Source organism: Allocatelliglobosispora scoriae, assembly GCF_014204945.1.
In the GTDB taxonomy this organism is placed as follows: Bacteria; Actinomycetota; Actinomycetes; order Mycobacteriales; family Micromonosporaceae; genus Allocatelliglobosispora; species Allocatelliglobosispora scoriae.
In genome coordinates this window covers 2,819,415-2,838,432 of sequence record NZ_JACHMN010000002.1, presented here as the reverse complement: position 1 = coordinate 2,838,432, position 19,018 = coordinate 2,819,415, and the positions used below count along the sequence as shown (strand labels likewise).

The following is a 19,018-nucleotide window of genomic DNA, read 5'->3' as shown; positions in this document are numbered from 1 at the left end:
AATCGATCCTGACTTTTGTTGCAGTTATTGCGGTGTGTCCAGCATTAAAATTCAGTATTACGGGCGGCCGAGGCCGCGGTAGGTCCAGCCGGCCGCCGACCACGCCGACGCGTCGAGGCAGTTGCGGCCGTCGATGACCAGGCGCTTGCCGACGATCGCGGCCAGCGCTGCCGGGTCGGCGTTGCGGAACTCGGCCCACTCGGTGAGTACGCAGACCAGGTCCGCCTCGGCGACGGCCTCCTGCAGGGACTTCTCGAAGGTCAGCTCCGGGTGTGCCTTGCGGGCGTTGTCGATGCCCTGCGGGTCGTAGACCCGGACATCGGCGCCCGCCTCGTGCAGCATGCCGGCGACGGCGAGGGCGGGCGCGTCGCGTACATCATCGGAGTTGGGCTTGAAGGTCGCGCCCAGGACGGCCACGCGGGCGCCGGCGAGGTCGGGACCCGCGGGGCCCTGGCGGCGGTCGAGCAGCTCGGCGGCGAGGTGCAGCACCCGGGCCCGACGGCGCAGGTTGATCAGGTCGACCTCGTGCAGGAAGCGCAGCGCCTCACCGGCGCCGAGCTCCTGGGCGCGGGCCTGGAAGGCGCGGATGTCCTTGGGCAGGCAGCCGCCGCCGAAGCCGACACCGGCCTGCAGGAAGCGGTTGCCGATGCGCGGGTCGTAGCCGATCGCCTTGGCGAGCTGCGTGACGTCGCCGCCGGCGACCTCGCAGACCTCGGCCATCGCGTTGATGAAGCTGATCTTCGTGGCGAGGAAGGCGTTCGCCGCGACCTTGACCAGCTCGGCGGTCGCGAAGTCGGTGACGACGACGGGGACCTCGCGGTCCTCGGTCGAGGCGAGGTCGAAGACGCCCTTGTGCGCGGCGTAGAGCAGGGCGTTGGACCACTCGGTCTTGACGCCGACGACGATCCGGTTGGGCCGCAGCACGTCCTCGACCGCGAAGCCCTCCTGGAGGAACTCCGGGCTCCACGCGACCTCGACGCCCAGCTCCTCGGAGGTGTGCTTCTCGACGAGGCGCTCGACCCACTCGGCGGTGCCGACCGGGACGGTCGACTTGCCGACGATGAGCGCGCGGCGGGACAGGTTCTTGGCGAGGTCGGTGACCGAGGCCTCGACATAGCGCAGGTCGGCGCCCATGCCGTCGGAGCGCTGCGGGGTGCCGACGCAGATGAAGTGGACGTCGCCGAAGTCGGCCGTCTCCTCGATCGACGTGGTGAAGCGCAGGCGGCCCGAGGCGACGTTGCGCCGCAGCAGCTCATCGAGTCCGGGCTCGTGGAAGGGGACCTCGCCGCGCGACAGGTTCTCGATCTTCGCGACATCGACGTCGTAGCCGATGACCTCGTAGCCGAGCTCCGCGTAGCAGATCGCGTAGGTGGCACCCAGGTAACCGCAGCCCAGGAAGGTCAGCCGGGGACGGGCCGCGCCGGAGGGTGGGGTCACCGAGGCGCTGGGTACGAACGTGGTCGGGTACGGAATCGTCACGCCATCGTCTCCGCTCTGAATCGGCTGCGTCTCAACTGTTGGTCCCCACCCCGGTCGAGACGTGAGAACGCCGAGCCTACGCCGGTCAGGGCAACTGGTGAAGCAGCCTACGTCAGACTCGGATGATTCGCTGAACTGAGGCGGCGTTAAGCTACTGGTCGGTACATTGCGAGACCGTGGGAGGACCGCGCCATGTTTGATCTCTACCAGCTCTCCGAGGATCACATCGCCGTGCGCGAGGCTGTGCGCGAGTTGTGCGACGCCAAGGTGGCGCCCAACGCCGCGGCCGCCGACGAGAACGGCGAGTTTCCGCAGGCCAGCTATGACGCTCTGCGCTCCTCCGACTTCCACGCCCCGCACATCCCGGCCGAGTTCGGCGGTGCCGGTGCCGACGCGCTCGCGACCGCGATCGTGATCGAGGAGGTCGCCCGCGCGTGCGCCTCCTCCTCCCTCATCCCCGCCGTCAACAAGCTCGGCACGATGCCCCTCCTCCTCTCCGGTGACCAAGCCCTCAAGGAGCGCTATCTCACCCCGGTGGCCAGGGGCGAAGCGATGTTCTCCTACTGCCTCTCCGAGCCCGAGGCCGGCAGTGACGCGGGCTCCATGACGACCCGGGCAGACCGTGATGGAGATCACTGGATTCTCAACGGTGTCAAGCGCTGGATCACCAACGCGGGCGTCTCCGAGTACTACACCGTCTTCGCCGTGACGACCCCCGGCATCGGGCCCAAGGGCATCTCCGCCTTCGTGATCGAGAAGTCGGATCCGGGTGTCAGCTTCGGCGCCCCGGAGCGCAAGCTCGGCATCAAGGGATCGCCGACGCGCGAGGTCTACTTCGACAACGTGCGGGTGCCGCTGGACCGGATCATCGGCGAGCCGGGGACCGGGTTCGCCACCGCGATGAAGACCCTCGACCACACCCGGGTCACGATCGCCGCCCAGGCCGTCGGGATCGCGGCGGGTGCGCTGGACGCCGCATTGGCGTACGCCCAGGAGCGCCGGCAGTTCGGCAAGCCGATCGCCGACTTCCAGGGGATGCAGTTCCTCCTCGCCGACATGGGCATGAAGCTGACGGCGGCCCGGGAGCTGACCTACGCGGCGGCGGCGCGCTCGGAGCGCGGGGACGCCGACCTGACCTACTTCGGTGCGGCGGCGAAGTGCTTCGCGTCGGACGCGGCGATGGAGATCACGACGGACGCCGTGCAGGTGCTGGGCGGGTACGGCTACACCAAGGACTTCCCCGCCGAGCGGATGATGCGCGACGCCAAGATCACGCAGATCTACGAGGGCACCAACCAGGTCCAGCGCATCGTCATGGCTCGGCAGCTGCTCAAGGGCGTCATCTAGCCTCGCCGCGCTCGGCCTGCCCGGTGAACCTCACCGCGACGGTGAGGCCGCCGGTCGGGTTGGGCGTGGCCGTCAGGCGGGCGTGGTGGGCGTCGACGACGGCGCGGACGATGGCGAGGCCCAGGCCGTGGCCGGTGTGGCTTCGACCCGAGGCGCGATAGAACGGTTCGAAGAGGCGGTCCACGTCGGTCACGAGCGGGCCGTCGTTGGCGACGGTCAGGGTGTCGTCGGCGACGGTGACGGTGACGCGGCCGCCGGGGATGTTGTGCTGGACGGCATTGTTGATCAGGTTGCCGGCGAGGTGCCGCAGCAGGGCCGGATCGCCGTCGACACAGGACGGTGTGAGCCGGGCGGTGACGCCGACGGCGGGCAGCAGCGAGCGTACGAGTTCGGTCAGGTCGACGACCTCCGGCTCCAGCGGGGCGTGGGTGGCGTCGGCCAGGGCCAGTAGCGCCTCGGTGGTCTGGATGCTGCGTTCGTTGGCGGCGAGCAGCTGGACGGAGAGGCCCTCCACGGTGTAGCCGGCCGGATTGGCGAGCGCCACCTGCAACAGCGTCCGGGACGAGGCCAGCGGGGTACGCAGTTCGTGCGCCGCGTTGGCGGCGAAGCGCTGATGGGCGTCGAAGTCATGCTCCAGGCGGGCGAGCATGCTGTCGAAGGTGTCGGCGAGGCGTTTGAGTTCGTCGTCCGGGCCGGACAGGGCGATGCGTTCATGCAGGTTGCCGCTGCCGAGTTCGCTCGCGGTGGCGGTGATCCGGTCCAGCGGGCTGAGTACCCGCCCGGCGACGACCCAGACGGCGAGCAGGCCCAGGCCGGTGACGACGATGAAGCCCGCGATGCAGGCCCAGACGAGCACGTCGAGGAAGTTCGAGCGCGTCACCGCGATCGCCTGGCCCATGCCGACGTCGGGCATGTCGACGGCGCTGATCGTGTATGGCGGCACGTAGCGGACGACGAGATAGACCATGGTCAGCAGCAGGGCACTGACCAGGGCGAGGAGCGCGCCATAGATGAGGGTCAGCCGCGCTCGGACGGTCATCGTGGCTCCTCCAGGTAATAGCCCTCGCCGATCCGGGTATGCAGCAGCGAGGGCTCGCCGAGTTTGCGGCGCAGTGTCGAGATGGTGATGCGTACCGCATTGGTGAACGGGTCGGCGTGCTCGTCCCAGGCCTTCTCCAGCAGCTGCTCTGCGCTGACGACACCGCCTTCGGCCTGCACGAGCAGGAGCAGCACGGCGAATTCCTTACGAGTCAGGTCGAGGTAGCGGCCTTTCCGGTAGGCGTGGCGCCGGTGCGGGTCGACGGTGAGATCCGCGAAGTGCCGGACGGGTGGTTGGGCGGGGGTGATGCGGCGGCTGAGCGCGCGCAGCCGGGCGACCAGCTCGGGAAAGTCGAAGGGCTTGGCCAGATAGTCGTCGGCGCCGAGGGTGAGTCCGGCCACCTTGTCGCCCAGGCGGACGGCGGCGGTGAGCATGAGGATCCGGCAGTGCGGATGGTCGGTGGTGATGCGTCGGCAGACATCGTCGCCGTGGATGACGGGCAGGTCGCGGTCGAGGATCACGATGTCGTAGTCGTTGACCGTGAGCCGGTCGAGGGCCTGCTGTCCGTCGGCGGCGATGTCGGCGGCCATGGCTTCGTGGCGCAGCCCGGCGGCCAGCGCCTGGGCCAGCATGGGCTCGTCTTCCACGATCAGCACTCGCACATGGTCAAGTCCATCATGTCTGGGTTATGGCGGGCGTATGGAAACGACCAGACGCTGGGAAAACACGCTGCCTGGTGAGCTGACCGGCATGAACTTCGTCAAGAGAGCGGGGCTGAGCCTGCTCGCACGCAGAGGCCGTACTCTGATCATGTTTGGCCTGTTTGTCACGATCTGCACCCTGGTCATGGGCGGCCTGCTGGTGCAGCGTGCCGCGGACGCGGCAGCGACCGCGGCCAAGGGGCGGGTCGGGGCGCAGGCCACGCTTCAGTGGGACATGGACAAGGCCTTCGCCAACGGTGGATTCGGCGGGACGCTGCCCGACAACGCTCGGCTCAGCACGACCGCCGCCGACAAAATCGGTACCTCTGACCTGGTCAGGGGCTACAACTACACATTGGAGAACGCCTCGGCGTCCGATCTGAAACCGGCCTCGACCATCCCGCCTCCCAGCGGTCTGCCCGCCGATATGCGCGATGATCGGGTGCTGCCGCTGCACGGCGTGCGCGACACCGAGCAGCTGCGAGACTTTCGCGACGGCCAGTTCACGATCGTCGAGGGCCGGGGACTCACCGGCGCCGACAAGGACCGCGACGTCGTCGTGGTCGAGGAGCGGCTGGCACAGGCCAATCGGCTCAAGGTCGGCGGCAAGGTCAAGCTCGGCACCGCCGGCGGTGGCAACCTGCGCGAGTTCGAAGTCGTCGGCGTCTACCGCAATCCGGCGCAGTCGCCCAAGCAGTGGGCCTCCCCGCAGTCCGATCCGGGCAACCTCATGTACGTCCCGCTGGACGCACTCGGCCGCCTCAACCCCGAGGAGAAGCTCGACGGCGGCATGCGGATCAACGAGGCCGTCTACACCCTGAAGGACCCCGCTCAGCTCGACGCGCTCCGCAAGCAGGCCACCGCCGCCGGGCTCGACATGAACGTGTTCGGCCTGACCGTCAACGACAAGCAGTACCAGCAGCTCATCGGCCCGATCCAGAACGTCGCATCGTTCGCCCGGGTGACCGTGGGACTGGTCGGCGTCGCCGGAGCCGCCATCGTCAGCCTGCTCATCGCATTATGGCTGCGCGAACGCCGCCGCGAGCTGGGTGTCCTGCTCGCCATGGGCGAACGGCGTTGGCGCCTGGTCGCGCAACAGATCACCGAGGTCCTCGCGATCGCCACAGTCGCTCTGGCCGGTGCCACCGCGCTGGGCGGACTACTCGCCCAACCCGTCACCGACGCCCTGCTCGGCCGGCAGCTGGCCGACGTACCGCCGCCGACCGTGCCGATCCCCGGCCGGGCCGGTGTCGACCTCGAACCGGCCCTGGCCCCCATCGACAAGCTCGACGTCCTGCTCGGAGTCGGCGACATCGTCAGCGTCGGCCTGATCGGCCTGCTCATCGCGCTCATCGCCGTCGCCGTCCCCGCCTTCCGGATCGTCGGCCTGCAACCTCGCGAAATCCTCACGAAAGGCGAATAGATGATCCTCGAGATCGACAACGTCAGCCATGCCTACCAGGGCGCCCGCAAGCAGCGCTGGGTGCTGAAGAAGGCCAGCCACACCTTCGCAGCGGGCACCTTCACCAGCATTCTCGGCCCATCGGGCAGCGGTAAGACCACCCTGCTCAGCCTCGCCAGCGGACTGGACCTGCCCACCGAAGGCACCATCCGCTACCGCGGAACCGACCTGCGCACCCTCGGCCTGGGCGCCTACCGTCGTAAGCACGCCGCGACCATCTTCCAGTCCTACAACCTGCTCACCTATATGACCGCCGCCCAGAACATCCGCACCGCAATGGAGATCACGGGACACCGGTCATCCCGCCGCCGGGCGGTGGAGCTGCTCGAACGCGTCGGCATCACCGCGGACGACGCGCACCGCAACGTCATGCAGCTGTCCGGCGGGCAGCAGCAGCGAGTCGCGATCGCCCGTGCCCTGGCCTGCGAGGTCGACCTGCTGTTCGCCGACGAACCGACGGGCAACCTCGACGCCGACACCGCACAGGGCATCATCGACATCTTTCGCGAACTCGCCCACGAGCAGGGCACCTGCGTCATCGTCGTCACCCACTCCACCCACCTGGCCCGCCAATCCGACCAGGCACTGACACTGGCGAAAGGCCGCATCACCGTCGGGGCCGGCAATGGCTGATGACGGCGATCAGTCGTGATGCCGGTGCACGGGCTGATGATGAAGTCCACCAGTTCGTCGTAGCCACGTCCCGACAGCGGAAGCGGGAGCTGGGCGCCATCAGCGGGTACGCCCGCCGGCGTTCCAGCCGCGCTGTAGGGCGTCGCCGTCGCGGCCGGCGATGGCCCACGACGATTCTGATGGGCGTCCGGTGCGATATGGATACCGTGGCCGGTTCCTTCTGCTGTATTTGTTCGACGAACGGAGGGGGCAGTCGGCCGGTTTTCGTGGGTACGCGCTCCGCAATCGCTCGATAACATCCGGTGGTCGTCCCAGGATCGGGACTCGGCTGTTGATGAGGCACCGAAGAAGCACGGGTGCCGTGGTCGACGCAGGATTCGCAGAGGTGTGTGCTACATGGATATCGAGGAGCAGATCGCCGCGCTCGCCACGAAGGTCCGGAACCACCGGGCGGTGATTCTGACGGAAGAGGCTGCCAAGAACGCTTTCGTCATGCCGTTCATCGAGCGAATCCTCGGCTATGACGTGTTCAATCCGTTGGAGGTCGTGCCCGAGTTCACGGCAGACTACGGGACCAAGCGGGGAGAGAAGGTCGACTATGCGATCAAGCGTGGCGACGATGTCCAGATCCTCATCGAATGCAAGCACCCCCGCGATTCGCTGAAGGTCGAGCATGCGTCGCAGCTGTACCGGTACTTCTCCGTGACGAAGGCGCGAATCGCCATCCTCACCAACGGTCAGGTCTACCACTTCTACACCGATCTCGACGCTCCGAACCTGATGGACGAGAAGCCGTTCCTCGTGCTGGATCTGGAAGACGTCGACGATGCCAACCTTGCCGAGCTGCGCAAGCTCTCCAAGGAAGGTTTCGATCTCGACTCCCTCATCTTCGCGGCCGGCGAGATGAAGCTGCTCGGCCAGATCAAGCGGGCGATGGCGGATCAGTTCAAGGAACCCGACGACGATTGGGTCCGGTATTTTGCGGTGCGCCTTCACGACGGACCGTTTACGCAGAAGGTGCGTGAGCAGTACCGGCCACTCGTGGCGAAGGCGGCCGCGCAGTTCGTCAGGGATCAGGTGAATGACCGGCTCAAGAGCGCGCTATATGTGAACACTCCCGCACAGCCTGTCGAGGAGACACCGGAGGCTGACGCGGTGAGCGAAGGCGATCGGGAAACCGAAGTCGAGACCACGCTGGAGGAGCTCACCGGCTTCCAGATCGTCAAGGCGATCGCGTGCAGTGAGGTCAAGCCGCAACGGGTTGTGGGACGCGACGCCAAGTCGTACTTCGCGATTCTGCTCGACGACAACAACCGTCGACCCATCGCGCGCCTGCACTTCAACGGCAAGTCCAGGAAATACCTCGGCACCTTCGACGAGAACAAAGTGGAGACCCGCCACCTGATCGACTCACTCGACGACATCTACCTGCACGCCGACGCGATCCGGAATGCCGCCAGGAACATCGCAAGCTAGGCGCCGGAGGCCCATGATCGCGTTGTTTCCGGGAAATAATCCCCTCGCATAGGTGGTGAAGGGGCTATTTCCCGGAAACAACGCGATCATGGGCCGTGGGGCTCAGCAGAGGTCGCCGAGGATGATTCCGCGGCCGTTGGTGCCGACGTAAACGCGCCCGTACACCCTCGGGTCGCCGGTGATCGTGGCGCCCGTCCACGCGTACTGATGGCGGTCGTCGTTGATGCGGACCCAGCCGCGACCCGCGTTGTCGGAGCGGTAGATGCCGCGGACGCCGCGGATCTTCGCACTGGTGTAGATCGCCGGATAGCGGCTGTGCGGCGCGGCCTTGCCGAAGCCGACGTTGTCGGCCTCCTGCACACCGGTCACCCGCACGAACGAGGCGCCGGAGTTGACCGAGTGCCACATCCCATAGGTGCCGTCGGTCTCGCCGCCGGCCAGCCAGATGTCGCCGGCCACGCCGGGCAGGGCCTTGAACCGCACATCCCCCGCGACCGGCAGCCCGGCGGCTGCCGTGGCGGCGAAGGACGCGCCGCCGTCGGTGCTGAGGTAGAAGACGCCAGCGCTGAAGGCGTAGAAGACGGCCGGGTTGACCCGGTCGGACTCGATCCGCGCCCCGACCGGCAGTCCGGCGCTCGCGGACCAGGTCGCCCCGCCGTCGGCGGAGTGGGAGACGGCGGCGCCGTCCGGTGACCAGACGGCCTTCGTGCCGTCCGCGTTGACCGCCACCCGCCCGCCGCCCGAGATCCCGTCGGGCTGGGTGGCCGCCGGTGTCCAGGTGCTCCCGCCGTCCCGTGAGATCGCGAAGCGCGAGCTGCCGCCGTTGCCCGCCCGGACGATGACCTGCGGTGCAAGCTCGGCATAGTCGAGGCTGGTGTTGCTGCCGTGGGTCGGGTTGTCGAACATCAGGCCGGGATGGGCGAAGTCGTGGTGGACGAACCCGCCGACGTCGCCGACGGCGGAGAGCAGGTGCGCCCCGACCGGCGGACTGACGAGGTCCAGCACCGCGGTCTCCTCCAGCCCCCTCGCCTGTACGCCGATGTGGACGCTCCCGCCCGAGTCCCAGTCGGTGAGGTTGCCGGTGCCGTAGATCGTCGCACCGGTGCCGTAGAGCAGCCGGTCGGAGTCGAACGGGTCGATCTCCAGCGACTCGGTCATCCAGCCGAGCTTCGGTGCCTCCTCCGGCAGCGAGGGGGTCGCGTTCCAGGTCAGCCACGGTGCGTCGGTGATGTCGATGTCGTAGCGCTTGATCCGGTCGGGCCATGCGCCCCAGTCCCAGGACCGGGTCCAGGACGCACCGCCGTCGGTGCTGCGGAAGAAGACCACGTCGGGCCACCAGGCGATCTGGGTGGCGACCACGAGCGTGCCGGGGTTCTGGCGGTCGATGGTGAGCCCGGAGTACCCCCAGCTGCCGTTCTCCGGTGTGATGTCGGTCCACTCGCCGGTGGCGGTGTTCAGCTTCCAGACCTGCCCGCTGCCGCCGTCGTAGGGGCCGCCGGTGTCGCTGGTGGCGAGGTAGAGGTACCCGTCGGCGTGGTCGAGGACCCCCTTGTGCGGCAGGTATCCGGTGGGTGCCCCGGTGACCGCCGCCCAGGTCGCCCCGCCGTCGGTGGAGCGGTAGAGCGGGTTGGCCTTGTCGGCGACCCCGACGTAGATGGTCTGCGTCGCCCTGCGGCGGCTGCCGGTCCGCGGGTCGAACGTCACCCAGACAACGCCCTGGTTGTCGCTGGAGTAGCCGCTGGTGTCGTCGGGGTCGGCCCGGTAGGTGCCGACGTTCGGGAAGTTCGCGACCTTGGCCCAGTGTTCGCCGAAGTCCGTGCTGCGCCACAGCCCGTTGCCGCTGGAGGTGCCGAGATAGAGGGTGCTGTTGCGGTGCGGGTCGATCGCCAGCCGCTCGGCCATGCCCCGGCCGGGCATGTTGCCGCCGACCTTGAACGGCAGCTCGGTGACCTTCCAGGTGCGGCCCCGGTCCCGCGAGCGCAGGATGGCACCGTTGTTGGGGTCCCAGTCGTTGGTGTAGGTCCCGACGGCGGCGTAGACCCGGTCGGGGTCGACGGCGTCGGTGGCGAGGCTGAGGACGCCGGTCCAGCCCCACTTCTCCCAGCCGACCCAGTCGAGCAGCGGGATCCAGCGCCCGGTGGGCCGGTGCCAGCGGTAGGCGCCGCCGATGTCGGTACGGGCGTAGACGAGATGGCGTTCGGCCTGGTTGAAGATGATTCCCGGGACGAATCCGCCGCCGACGATCTCGACGTTGCTCCAGGTGTAGGACGAACCCGGTCCGCCGAGCGCCGGTGCCGCGAGGGCACCGACACCGGCGAGTGCGCCGACCGTACCGGCGGTGAGCAGGCCGCGCCGGGAGATACGCGCGTCTTGCATGTGGGCGTCTCCTTCAATACTTCGAGGGAGTTACATGACCCAGATAGTTTGGCTGCTAAACGAACTTAAAGGAAGCCCTTCGCGGAGCCGCTCCCGGGCGGCATCCGGCCCTGTCCCAGCCCCGGCGGCGAGACATGCTGATCGTTTCTGCTGCTGGGGAGCGTTCCGGATGTCCCACGGTGTCCCATGGACGGTGCGGGCCTTGACGCGTCGGTGGTCAGATGACTCCTGTCAGAGCGACACCGATGCAAAGGAGAACCGAGATGATCGGCACGAAGAGCGCGGCGGCCAAGAGCACCGGCTACGACGGCTTCACCGACGACGAGCGCAGCGCGATGAAGGAGCGCGCCAAGGAGCTGAAGGCGAGCGCCCGGCGCGGCGCGAAGGCGGCGGACGCGGAGAAGGACGTGCTCGCCAAGATCGCCAAGCTGCCGGAGTCGGACCGCGTCATCGGCGAGCGGCTCCACGCCATCATCAAGGCCGCGGCGCCGGACCTGGAGCCGAAGCTGTGGTACGGCATGCCCGCCTACGCCCGGGACGGCAAGATCGTCTGCCACTTCCAGAGCGCGCAGAAGTTCAAGACCCGGTACGCGACGCTGGCCTTCAGCGACCCGGCGAACCTCGATGACGGCACCATGTGGCCGGTCTCCTTCGCCCTGCCCAAGCTGACCGCCGCCGACGAGAAGAAGATCGCCGAGCTGATCAAGCGTGCGGCGAGCTGAGGACCTGAGTGACGGGGCCGGCTTCGGTCGGCCCCTCAGCCTCCATCGATGAGGCGTTGCCGGGCCTCGTTCGCGAGCCGCTCATCGCCGGGCCGCCCGAGCCTTCGTGCCAGCTCGATCGTGCGCTCGTGCAGTGCCAGCGCCTCGTCGGTCCGGCCCGCGACCCGGCAGGTCTCGGCGTAGGTGGGCAGGAAGTCGATCTCCAGTTGTGTCTCGGCGAGCGGCTCCAGCAGTTCGAGGGCGGTGCGGTGGTGATCGAGCGCCTCGTCGAGCGAGCCCATGATCCGCAGCGCGACGCCGAGATAGTTGTGACACCAGGCCCTGGTGTGCGGAAGCTCGGCCAGCTGCAACGCCTCCTGCAGCGTTCGCCGCGACTCCGCCGCGTCCTGCGACGCCAGCGCCACACCGAGCGTGACGAGGCCGGTCACCCTCGCCGAGCCGTCCGCGAGCGCGAGGGCTGCCCGCGCGATCTCGGCAGCCTCGTGCCGGTGGCCGAGCCGGAGGGTGAGCCATCCGTCGAAGGCGAGCGCCTGGGACTGCCCGCCCCGCTGCCCGAGCTTCTCGAAGATGGTGCCGGCCCGCCGGAACCGAGCCTGCGCCGCCTCGAGCTCGCCGAGGTCCCGGAGCACGAAACCGCTGCGCAGGGCCAGCGCGCCCGCGAGCTCGTCATCGTCGGAGACCGATGGTTCGGCCTGCTCATAGGCGGCGAGCGCCTCGGTGAGGCGTCCGGCGGCGGCGTGGGCGAAGCCGAGGTCGACGAGCAGCGCGGCCCGCTGCCGGGTCCGGCCGAGGCGTTCCGCCGCTGCCACGGCGCCTTCGAGCAGGCGAACCTGGTCGTCGGTGCCGCGGTGCCGGAAGAACCAGGAGCGCATCGCCGGTGGCAGGTCCGCCACGACCTCGTCCGCGCCCAGCCGGACAGCGGCGTCGAAGCACGCGATCAGGTTGGCGTATTCGGCGTCGAACCAGGCGATGGCCCGGGCCGGGTCACCCGGTGCCCCGCCGCGATTCGGCAGCGGCAGCGCCTCGTCATTGGCGATCGCCAGTGCCAGATAGTGGTCCAGCACGCGGCGCACGGCGGCGTCGGCATGCGGCTCCTCCTCGGCGGCGAGCTCTGCGGCGTACCGGCGGATGAGATCGTGCAACCGGAAGCGCCCGGGTGACGGCTCCTGCGCGAGGTGCGCGTCGACCAGCTCTTCCAGGACCGCGTCGACGCGGCCCGGCGGCATGCCGGTGAGCGCGACCGCCGCCGGTGCGTCGAAGTCGGTCCCCGGCACCACGCCGAGCAGCCGGAACGTGCGGCGCTGGTCCGAGTCGAGCTGCTTGAGCGACATGCCGAAGACGGCGTCGAAACGGTTGGCGCTGTCGCGCAACCGCTCGGCGAGCACCGCGACGGTCCAACCGGGACGGTGCCGCAGCCGCGCACCCGCCATCCGCAGGGCCAGCGGCAGCCCGCCGCACTGCTGCAGCACCTGCTCAGCCGCCGCCTCATCGGTGAGATCGACGCCGGCCGCCTGGCCGAAAAGCATCGCGGCGGCGGCGGGTGGCAGCGGCTCCAGCGAAACAGGGGGTACGCCGTCCAGCTCCACGAGCCGGTTTCGGCTGGTGATCAGTGCCGCGGACCGTCCCGCCCCCGGAAGCAGCGGGCGGACGTGGTCCGCGTCGACCGCGTTGTCGAGCAGGACGAGCGCCTGTCGCCGGGAGAGCTCCGATCGCCACAGCGCCGCGCGTTCGGCAGCACCCGCCGGGGGATGCGTGACACCCAGGGCGCTCAGCAGCTGCCCGAGCGCGGCCGACGGCTCCAGCGGCTCCTGGCCGGGGGTGAAACCGCGCAGGTCGAGATAGAGCCCACCGTCGGGAAAGGACGGTGCGAGCCGGTAGGCCACGTGCACGGCGAGGCTCGTCTTCCCGACGCCCGCCATCCCGTCGATCGCCACCGCACCCGCGCTGCTGATCAGCTCCGCGATCTGCGCGGCCTCCGCCTCGCGGCCGGTGAAGTCGGCGAGGTCGGCCGGAAGGTCGTTGCGGCGCGGAGCGGGTGCCGCACCGGCCTTCGACGCCTCCACCCACAGCGCCCGCAGCGGCCGGGGATCGCGATCCACGGCCCGGCACAGGGCGACCACGGCCTCCCACGGCGGCACCAGCTGACCCGCGAGATAGCGCGACAGCGACGAACTGCTGAGGCCCGCCTGACGGGCCAGGGCGCGCAGGCTGAGCCCGCTCAGCTCCTTGATCCGAGCGAGCTGGTCGACCAGCCGCTCCTGGACGCTCGACATCCGGGTCACGCTACCCGTCCCAGCCTGGCGGCACGGTTCGGAGGTGTGTTGTCGCAGCCAGGAGGCACTGTGTTTGTCCCACGGTGTCCCATGGGCGGTGCGGGCTCCCTCACGCCGGTGGTCCCATTGCTGTCGTCGGAACACGCCGATGAAGGTGGGGGAGAACCATGGCAACGGAGCGGATGCCGAATCCGGCGACCCTGTTCCCCGAGGCGAGGGCGGCGCTGATCGCGGTCGGCGACGCCGTCATGGGGGAAGGGATCGACGCCAGACTGCTGGCGCTGACCCGACTGCGCGCCGGCCAGATCAACGGCTCCAGCACGGGGGTGGCCGACGGCGCAGATCTGGCGCGTCGGCACGGAGCCGCCGTGGAACAGGTCGACACCGTGGCGGTCTGGCGCCAGACACGCTGGTTCAGCGAAGCGGAACGTGCCGCGCTCGCCCTGACCGAATCCGTCACCCGGCTCGCCGACAGCCCCGACGCGGTGCCCGACGAGGTGTGGGACATCGCCGCCAAGCACTTCGACCAGCGGGAACTCGCCGCACTGCTGCTCAGCATCGCCGTCGCCAACGCCACCGACCGCCTCGCGGTGCCGACACGTCAGCAGGCGGGTGGGTAGGCGGCTGGGAGCATCCGGCGGGTGCTCCCAGCCGTCGATGACTCAGCGCACGTAGTCCGTGAGCAGTGCGGGCGTCAACGCGACCGCGGTTGCGAACCACCTTCTGGGGGAGCGCAGGTGTTTCCTCCACTGACGACACCGAGGGTGAGGAACGATGACGCGCCGCAATAACTGTCAATATTTTTAACTATTTAACGATCTCCGATGGGCGGTTCACCCGACGACGAGCCGTTCTCCACCGAAGTCGGCGATGATCTCCATGCGCCCGCCCAGCGCCTCGATGTACGAAGCCAGCGTCCGCAGCTCACTGGCCGTCACCTTGGCCCGCTCGATGGCGGAGACGCGCTCCTGGCGGACGTGCATTCGTTCAGCGACCTCGGCCTGGGTGAGCCCGAGGCGCTTGCGCATCTCGACGAGCCGGGTGGCGCGGCTGATATCGATCAGATGCTCCGCGCCTGCCTCGACCTCCGCGCGGTCCGCCTCGTCGGGGAAGAACTCGTTGAGGAAGCTGTCCTTGTCGTAGCTGTGAGTGCTGCTCATGGCTGTTCCATCTCCTTCAGGTAGGTCGCATACCTGTTTTCGGCGGTGGGGATCGCCTCGCGGTACCAGTCGTTCCACTTTCCGGCCTTGTCGCCCGCGACCAGAAGCACGGCCTTGCGCTCGGGGTCGAAGATGAACAGAATCCTCACCTCGGTGGTCCCCGCCGAACCGGGTCGCAGCTCTTTGAGGTGGTGGAGCCTCGAGCCTTTGATGCGGTCGACGAGTGGGCGCCCGAGGTTCGGTCCCTCATCAAGGAGGGCGGAGATAGCCTGGCCGATGAGGACGGCAGTGTTGCGGTCGGTCCGTCTGAGGTGGTGTAACCAGTCCCGGACCTCGTTGACCATCTCCAGCCGAAAGCTCACCGGTCGAGAGTACATCTCGATAGTACTCTTGAATACTAAGCGGATCCGCTTCCCCGTCGGCGGAGTCGGCTACTTCAGGAGTGCGCAACGGTTGAGCGCTGGACGATGCCGTGCAGGGCCAGCAGCACGTAACCCACCAGCAACGGCCCCGCCACCGGCAGCACCCAGGCGAGGAATCCGCTCAGCACGAGCACCCCCACCACCCCGACCAGCACCCCCGGTCGAGCCACCGCCACCCCCCGAGCAGCCCCCACCGCCGCCCAGAACCCCAGCCCGCGCCCCACGAAGGGCACGACCAGCGCGTAGATCCCGAGGATCACCAGCCCCAGCAGCCCGGTAACCCACGCCAGCGCGGTCCCGCCGGGCACCACGCCACCGGCGAGCAGCACCTGATCCGCGAGGAGCAGCGCGACGGTGATCAGGACGACGGCCCCGGCGGCCAGCCCCGGCAGGAACCGCCGCCGCAGCGCAGCCCACAGCTCGCCGAGCGTCAGCCACCGCCCCTGCCCGTACCGCACTGCGACGGCCTCCGCCGCCACGGCCACCACTCCTCCCGCGGTCACCAGCGGCAGGCAGGCAATGCTCACCACCACCCCGAGCAGCGCCAGATCGGCTCCGTCGCGAAACGTGTCCCGCCAATCGCGGGCCGGTGCCAGGCGCTGCTCGGTGGTCATGGGTTCAGCCCTTCAGACCGCTGGTGTTGATGCCCTCGACGAGGAACCGCTGGAAGGCGAGGAAGAAGAGGAACACCGGCATCAGCGCGAGCACCGACATCGCCATCATCGGCCCGAGCGAGGTCTGCCCGCTGGAGTCGATGAACAGGCGCAGGGCGATCGGCACCGTGTACTTCTCGACGCTGGGCAGGTAGACGAGCTGCGTGAAGAAGTCGTTCCAGGTCCAGATGAAGGAGAAGATCGCCGTCGTGATGAGCGCCGGCCGCGAGAGCGGCAGGATCACGTGCCGGAAGGTGCGGTAGGGGTCGCACCCGTCGATCTTGGCGGCGTCATCGAGTTCGCGAGGGATGCCCCGCATGAACTGCACCATCAGGAAGACGAAGAACGCCTCCGTCGCGAGCAGCTTGGGGATGACGAGCGGCAGCGGGGTGTCGACCCAGCCGAACTCGTTGAACATGACGTACTGCGGGATGATCAGCACGTGCCCCGGCAGGAGCAGCGTGCCGATCATGAGGGCGAAGAAGACCTTGCGGCCGAAGAAGCGCAGCCGCGCGAAGGCATAGGCCGTCACCAGGCACGAGACCCCGTTGGCGACGACGCTCAGCAGCGAGATCACCATGCTGTTGACGAAGAAGGTGCCGAACGGGACGCCCTGGATGTAGCTCCAGCCGTCGGGATAGTTGCCGAGGGTCGGCTCCGTCGGCAGCAGCGACATGTTGCTGACGACCTCGGTCGGCGACTTGAAGGACCCGCCGAGCAGCCAGATCAGGGGATAGAGGACGACGGCGAGGATGGCGATCAGGACGATCGCGCCGATGACCCCGCGTACGCGGGAGACCGCCGTGGGTCGGCCCATCACTTCTCTCCGTCCGAGTAGTGCACCCAGAACCGTCCGGTGCTGAAAAAGACCACCGTGATCAGGCCGATGACGGCCAGGAAGATCCAGGCGAGCGCGGAGGCGTACCCCATTTGGAAATCGGTGAAGCCCTTGTCGTAGATGAGCAGGGTGTAGAGCTTCGTGGCATAGACGGGGCCGCCCGTGCCGTTGCTGATGACGAAGGCCGCGGTGAAGCCCTGGAAGCCGTGGATCGTCTCCAGAACCAGGTTGAAGAAGATCACCGGGGACAGCATCGGCAGTGTGACGTGGAAGAACTGGCGAAGCTTGCTGGCGCCGTCGACCGAGGCCGCCTCGTAGAGCTCGGTCGGGACCTGCTTCAGACCGGCCAGGAAGATCACCATCGGTGCGCCGAACTGCCAGACGGAGAGCACGATGAGGGTCGCGAGCGCCCAGTCCGGTTCGTTGATCCAGGACTTGCCCTCGATGCCGAAGAGCGCGAGGAAGTCGTTGAAGGCGCCGTCGCCGTTGAACATCGCCAGCCACACCAGCGCCAGCGCCACCGAGCCGCCGAGCAGTGACGGCAGGTAGAACATGCTCCGGTAGAGGCCGACGCCGCGGCGGGCCTTGTTGAGCAGCAGCGCCACCCCGAGCGACGCGGCGAGCTTGAGCGGCACCGCGATCAGCCCGAAGGTGAGGGTGACCCGGACCGACTTCCAGAAGATCGGGTCGGTGGTGAAGATCTTCCGGTAGTTGTCGAAGCCGACGAACTCGAGGAATTCCCAGCTGCTCAGGACGTCGTAGTTGGTGAAGCTGAGAAAGAGCGAGAAGAGCATCGGGAACGCGGTGATCCCGATCAGCCCCAGTAGCCAGGGCGAGAGGAACAACAGGCCGGCCCGGCCCTCCTGCCGCCGCCCGGGGCTCTGCCCGGCTCGGCGTTTGGGGGAGGGCGGTGAGCCACGCGTCGGCGTGGCCGCAGGGGAGGCCGGCTCGGAGATGACGTTGCTGATCGCCACGGGCGGTCTCCTTCCGAGAACGAGTCACGAGATCGAGTCAGGGGTCCGGCAGCCGCGCGACTCACGCCGCGCGGCTGCCGGTCACAATCAAGGGCTCGACGTTGGTACGCCATGCGAGCCCCGGGTCACCCAGGTCAGGCGAGTGCCGCTGCTGCCTGCGTGAAGAACTGCTTCGCAGCGGCTTCCGGCGTCGCCTTGCCGTAGGTGACGGTCTCGGCGATGTCGCGCAGCGTGTTGCGCAGCCCGCTGTGTCCCTTGGGCGGCGGAGCCGGAGCCGGCCCGAACTTCGGAGTGATCTCGTTCTCGAAGGCGACGGTGTCCTTCATCTTCTGGTCGGTCAGCGAGTCGGAGACGGCGGTGCGGACATCGAGGTTGCTCGGCAGACCGCGGTCGACGCCCTGGACCTTGCCGGCCTCGACGTTGTTGACCAGGAAGTTGATCAGATCGGCGACGACGACGGCGTTCTTCGTGGTCCGCGACGCCGCCCAGTAGGTCGACGCCCGGGCCCACTGGCCCTTGGGGTCGCCGGGGTAGGCGGTCATCGCGAGGTCGTTCTTGGTGGCCTTCTGCATCTCGGAGAGCTGGTTGGACCACATGAAGGAGACGGCTGCCTTCTTCGTGACGACGAGCTGGGTCGCGACGCTGCCGGTGACCGCCTCGTGCACGACGTCGGCCGGCGGCACCGCGTTCTTGGCGCGGGCGTCGACCCAGAGCTGGAACCAGGCGATCAGGTCCGCCTCGGAGAAGGCGATCTTGTTGTCGCTGTAGAACTCCTTGCCCTGGGCACGCAGCCACAGCCACAGCGCCTTGTAGTCGGAGCTCGGGTCCATCAGACCCCAGTAGCCGGGCTTCTTGGCGCTCACCTCGGCACCCCAGGTGATGATCTCCTCGTAGGTCATGCCGACCTTCGGCAGGGCGAGACCCAGCTCGGTGAGGATGGTCTTGTCGTAGATGATCGCCGGGGTGTTCTCGCCGGTGGCGATCGCGACCTGCTTGCCCTTGAGCTGGCCGTACTCGGTCAGGCTCTTCGGGTGCTTGGAGACGTCGATCGCACCCGACTTCGTGTAGGGGCTCAGGTCCAGGGTGACGTTGCGGCTGGCGTACTCCGCCAGGCCGTTGTCGTCGATCTGGAAGATGTCGGGTGCGTTGCCGCCTGCGGAGATCGTGGCGAGCTTGTCGTAATACCCGGTGAAGGCCTGCCAGGTACGGGTGATCGTGACGTTCGGGTGCGCCTTGGTGTAGAGGTTGAGCGCGTCGTCGGTGAGCTTGGCGCGTGCCTCACCGCCCCACCAGTAGAACGTCAGGGTGACCGGGCCGGTCGGGTACTCCGCACCGGCGGCGGGCTCATCGTCGCCGCACGCGGCGAGCAGGCCGGCGGCCGGGAGGGCCACCGCCATGCCGACAGCGGTACGAAGCAGCTGACGACGGTTCCAGCCGGTCGAGCCGCCGGACAAGATAACGTT

Annotated in this window: 17 protein-coding genes; 6 read left to right on the top strand and 11 right to left on the bottom strand. The window is 68.4% G+C overall.

Features of this window, described 5'->3' with window-relative positions:
• Nucleotides 1–57 precede the first annotated feature (57 nt).
• The gene (locus F4553_RS18315) at nucleotides 58–1,479 is read right to left on the bottom strand and encodes a UDP-glucose dehydrogenase family protein (RefSeq protein ID WP_184837643.1); all 1,422 of its coding nucleotides are present in this window, start codon (nucleotides 1,477–1,479) and stop codon (nucleotides 58–60) included.
• Nucleotides 1,480–1,671: 192 nt separating this feature from the next.
• Between F4553_RS18315 and F4553_RS18310 the strand changes: the two genes are divergently transcribed.
• On the top strand, nucleotides 1,672–2,826 hold the full coding sequence (locus tag F4553_RS18310) for an acyl-CoA dehydrogenase family protein (RefSeq protein ID WP_184837641.1): 1,155 nt from the start codon (nucleotides 1,672–1,674) through the stop codon (nucleotides 2,824–2,826).
• On the opposite strand, the gene F4553_RS18305 is transcribed toward F4553_RS18310, so the two are convergent.
• Both F4553_RS18305 and F4553_RS18300 read right to left on the bottom strand, forming a co-directional pair.
• The gene (locus F4553_RS18305) at nucleotides 2,819–3,865 is read right to left on the bottom strand and encodes a sensor histidine kinase (protein ID WP_184837639.1); all 1,047 of its coding nucleotides are present in this window, start codon (nucleotides 3,863–3,865) and stop codon (nucleotides 2,819–2,821) included. The two genes, F4553_RS18310 and F4553_RS18305, sit on opposite strands and share 8 nt — an antisense overlap.
• Complete coding sequence (locus tag F4553_RS18300) at nucleotides 3,862–4,527, bottom strand: response regulator transcription factor (protein ID WP_184837637.1); 666 nt, start codon at nucleotides 4,525–4,527, stop codon at nucleotides 3,862–3,864. The genes F4553_RS18305 and F4553_RS18300 overlap by 4 nt, the downstream gene beginning before the upstream one ends.
• A 148-nt stretch (nucleotides 4,528–4,675) precedes the next feature.
• Here F4553_RS18300 and F4553_RS18295 point away from each other — a divergent pair, with 148 nt between their 5' ends.
• The 3 genes from F4553_RS18295 to F4553_RS18285 all read left to right on the top strand — a co-directional run bounded on the left by F4553_RS18295 (nucleotide 4,676) and on the right by F4553_RS18285 (nucleotide 8,137).
• Nucleotides 4,676–5,989: an ABC transporter permease gene (locus F4553_RS18295; RefSeq protein ID WP_184837635.1), complete on the top strand. Its 1,314-nt coding sequence runs from the start codon at nucleotides 4,676–4,678 to the stop codon at nucleotides 5,987–5,989.
• Nucleotides 5,990–6,661, top strand: a complete 672-nt coding sequence (locus tag F4553_RS18290) for an ABC transporter ATP-binding protein (RefSeq protein ID WP_184837633.1) — start codon at nucleotides 5,990–5,992, stop codon at nucleotides 6,659–6,661.
• A gap of 396 nt (nucleotides 6,662–7,057) precedes the next feature.
• Nucleotides 7,058–8,137, top strand: coding sequence for a type I restriction endonuclease (locus tag F4553_RS18285; RefSeq protein WP_184837631.1), 1,080 nt, complete (start codon nucleotides 7,058–7,060; stop codon nucleotides 8,135–8,137).
• Between the two features lie 102 nt (nucleotides 8,138–8,239).
• Here the strand turns inward: F4553_RS18285 and F4553_RS18280 are convergent, their stop codons facing one another.
• Nucleotides 8,240–10,513 (bottom strand): WD40/YVTN/BNR-like repeat-containing protein, encoded by a 2,274-nt coding sequence (locus F4553_RS18280; protein WP_184837629.1) that lies wholly within the window; start codon nucleotides 10,511–10,513, stop codon nucleotides 8,240–8,242.
• Between the two features lie 263 nt (nucleotides 10,514–10,776).
• Between F4553_RS18280 and F4553_RS18275 the strand changes: the two genes are divergently transcribed.
• The gene (locus F4553_RS18275; RefSeq protein WP_184837628.1) at nucleotides 10,777–11,235 is read left to right on the top strand and encodes an iron chaperone; all 459 of its coding nucleotides are present in this window, start codon (nucleotides 10,777–10,779) and stop codon (nucleotides 11,233–11,235) included.
• Nucleotides 11,236–11,270: 35 nt separating this feature from the next.
• On the opposite strand, the gene F4553_RS18270 is transcribed toward F4553_RS18275, so the two are convergent.
• Complete coding sequence (locus F4553_RS18270; RefSeq protein ID WP_221469939.1) at nucleotides 11,271–13,508, bottom strand: ATP-binding protein; 2,238 nt, start codon at nucleotides 13,506–13,508, stop codon at nucleotides 11,271–11,273.
• A gap of 167 nt (nucleotides 13,509–13,675) precedes the next feature.
• Here F4553_RS18270 and F4553_RS18265 point away from each other — a divergent pair, with 167 nt between their 5' ends.
• Nucleotides 13,676–14,128: a carboxymuconolactone decarboxylase family protein gene (locus F4553_RS18265; RefSeq protein ID WP_184837623.1), complete on the top strand. Its 453-nt coding sequence runs from the start codon at nucleotides 13,676–13,678 to the stop codon at nucleotides 14,126–14,128.
• A gap of 213 nt (nucleotides 14,129–14,341) precedes the next feature.
• On the opposite strand, the gene F4553_RS18260 is transcribed toward F4553_RS18265, so the two are convergent.
• From F4553_RS18260 to F4553_RS18235, 6 genes are all read right to left on the bottom strand, one after another.
• Nucleotides 14,342–14,668 carry an XRE family transcriptional regulator gene (locus F4553_RS18260; RefSeq protein ID WP_184837621.1) on the bottom strand — a complete coding sequence of 109 codons (327 nt, stop codon included), beginning with the start codon at nucleotides 14,666–14,668 and terminating at the stop codon, nucleotides 14,342–14,344.
• The gene (locus F4553_RS18255) at nucleotides 14,665–15,012 is read right to left on the bottom strand and encodes a type II toxin-antitoxin system RelE/ParE family toxin (protein ID WP_184840862.1); all 348 of its coding nucleotides are present in this window, start codon (nucleotides 15,010–15,012) and stop codon (nucleotides 14,665–14,667) included. Before F4553_RS18255 ends, F4553_RS18260 begins: the two co-directional genes overlap by 4 nt.
• A 92-nt stretch (nucleotides 15,013–15,104) precedes the next feature.
• The gene (locus tag F4553_RS18250; protein WP_184837619.1) at nucleotides 15,105–15,704 is read right to left on the bottom strand and encodes a hypothetical protein; all 600 of its coding nucleotides are present in this window, start codon (nucleotides 15,702–15,704) and stop codon (nucleotides 15,105–15,107) included.
• 4 nt (nucleotides 15,705–15,708) lie between these two features.
• Nucleotides 15,709–16,560, bottom strand: a complete 852-nt coding sequence (locus F4553_RS18245; protein ID WP_184837617.1) for a carbohydrate ABC transporter permease — start codon at nucleotides 16,558–16,560, stop codon at nucleotides 15,709–15,711.
• Complete coding sequence (locus F4553_RS18240) at nucleotides 16,560–17,549, bottom strand: carbohydrate ABC transporter permease (RefSeq protein WP_376776275.1); 990 nt, start codon at nucleotides 17,547–17,549, stop codon at nucleotides 16,560–16,562. Before F4553_RS18240 ends, F4553_RS18245 begins: the two co-directional genes overlap by 1 nt.
• Before the next feature lie 140 nt (nucleotides 17,550–17,689).
• On the bottom strand, nucleotides 17,690–18,952 hold the full coding sequence (locus tag F4553_RS18235) for an ABC transporter substrate-binding protein (protein WP_184837615.1): 1,263 nt from the start codon (nucleotides 18,950–18,952) through the stop codon (nucleotides 17,690–17,692).
• Nucleotides 18,953–19,018 lie beyond the last annotated feature (66 nt).

Bases quoted from the DNA above. Each gene is read 5' to 3' on its own strand.
- F4553_RS18310 (WP_184837641.1), top strand. From the start codon at position 1,672: ATGTTTGATCTCTACCAGCTCTCCGAGGATCACATCGCCGTGCGCGAG.
- F4553_RS18305 (WP_184837639.1), bottom strand. From the start codon at position 3,865: ATGACCGTCCGAGCGCGGCTGACCCTCATCTATGGCGCGCTCCTCGCC.
- F4553_RS18295 (WP_184837635.1), top strand. From the start codon at position 4,676: ATGTTTGGCCTGTTTGTCACGATCTGCACCCTGGTCATGGGCGGCCTG.
- F4553_RS18290 (WP_184837633.1), top strand. From the start codon at position 5,990: ATGATCCTCGAGATCGACAACGTCAGCCATGCCTACCAGGGCGCCCGC.
- F4553_RS18285 (WP_184837631.1), top strand. From the start codon at position 7,058: ATGGATATCGAGGAGCAGATCGCCGCGCTCGCCACGAAGGTCCGGAAC.
- F4553_RS18280 (WP_184837629.1), bottom strand. From the start codon at position 10,513: ATGCAAGACGCGCGTATCTCCCGGCGCGGCCTGCTCACCGCCGGTACG.
- F4553_RS18275 (WP_184837628.1), top strand. From the start codon at position 10,777: ATGATCGGCACGAAGAGCGCGGCGGCCAAGAGCACCGGCTACGACGGC.
- F4553_RS18270 (WP_221469939.1), bottom strand. From the start codon at position 13,508: ATGTCGAGCGTCCAGGAGCGGCTGGTCGACCAGCTCGCTCGGATCAAG.
- F4553_RS18265 (WP_184837623.1), top strand. From the start codon at position 13,676: ATGGCAACGGAGCGGATGCCGAATCCGGCGACCCTGTTCCCCGAGGCG.
- F4553_RS18260 (WP_184837621.1), bottom strand. From the start codon at position 14,668: ATGAGCAGCACTCACAGCTACGACAAGGACAGCTTCCTCAACGAGTTC.
- F4553_RS18255 (WP_184840862.1), bottom strand. From the start codon at position 15,012: ATGGTCAACGAGGTCCGGGACTGGTTACACCACCTCAGACGGACCGAC.
- F4553_RS18250 (WP_184837619.1), bottom strand. From the start codon at position 15,704: ATGACCACCGAGCAGCGCCTGGCACCGGCCCGCGATTGGCGGGACACG.
- F4553_RS18245 (WP_184837617.1), bottom strand. From the start codon at position 16,560: ATGGGCCGACCCACGGCGGTCTCCCGCGTACGCGGGGTCATCGGCGCG.
- F4553_RS18235 (WP_184837615.1), bottom strand. From the start codon at position 18,952: ATGGCGGTGGCCCTCCCGGCCGCCGGCCTGCTCGCCGCGTGCGGCGAC.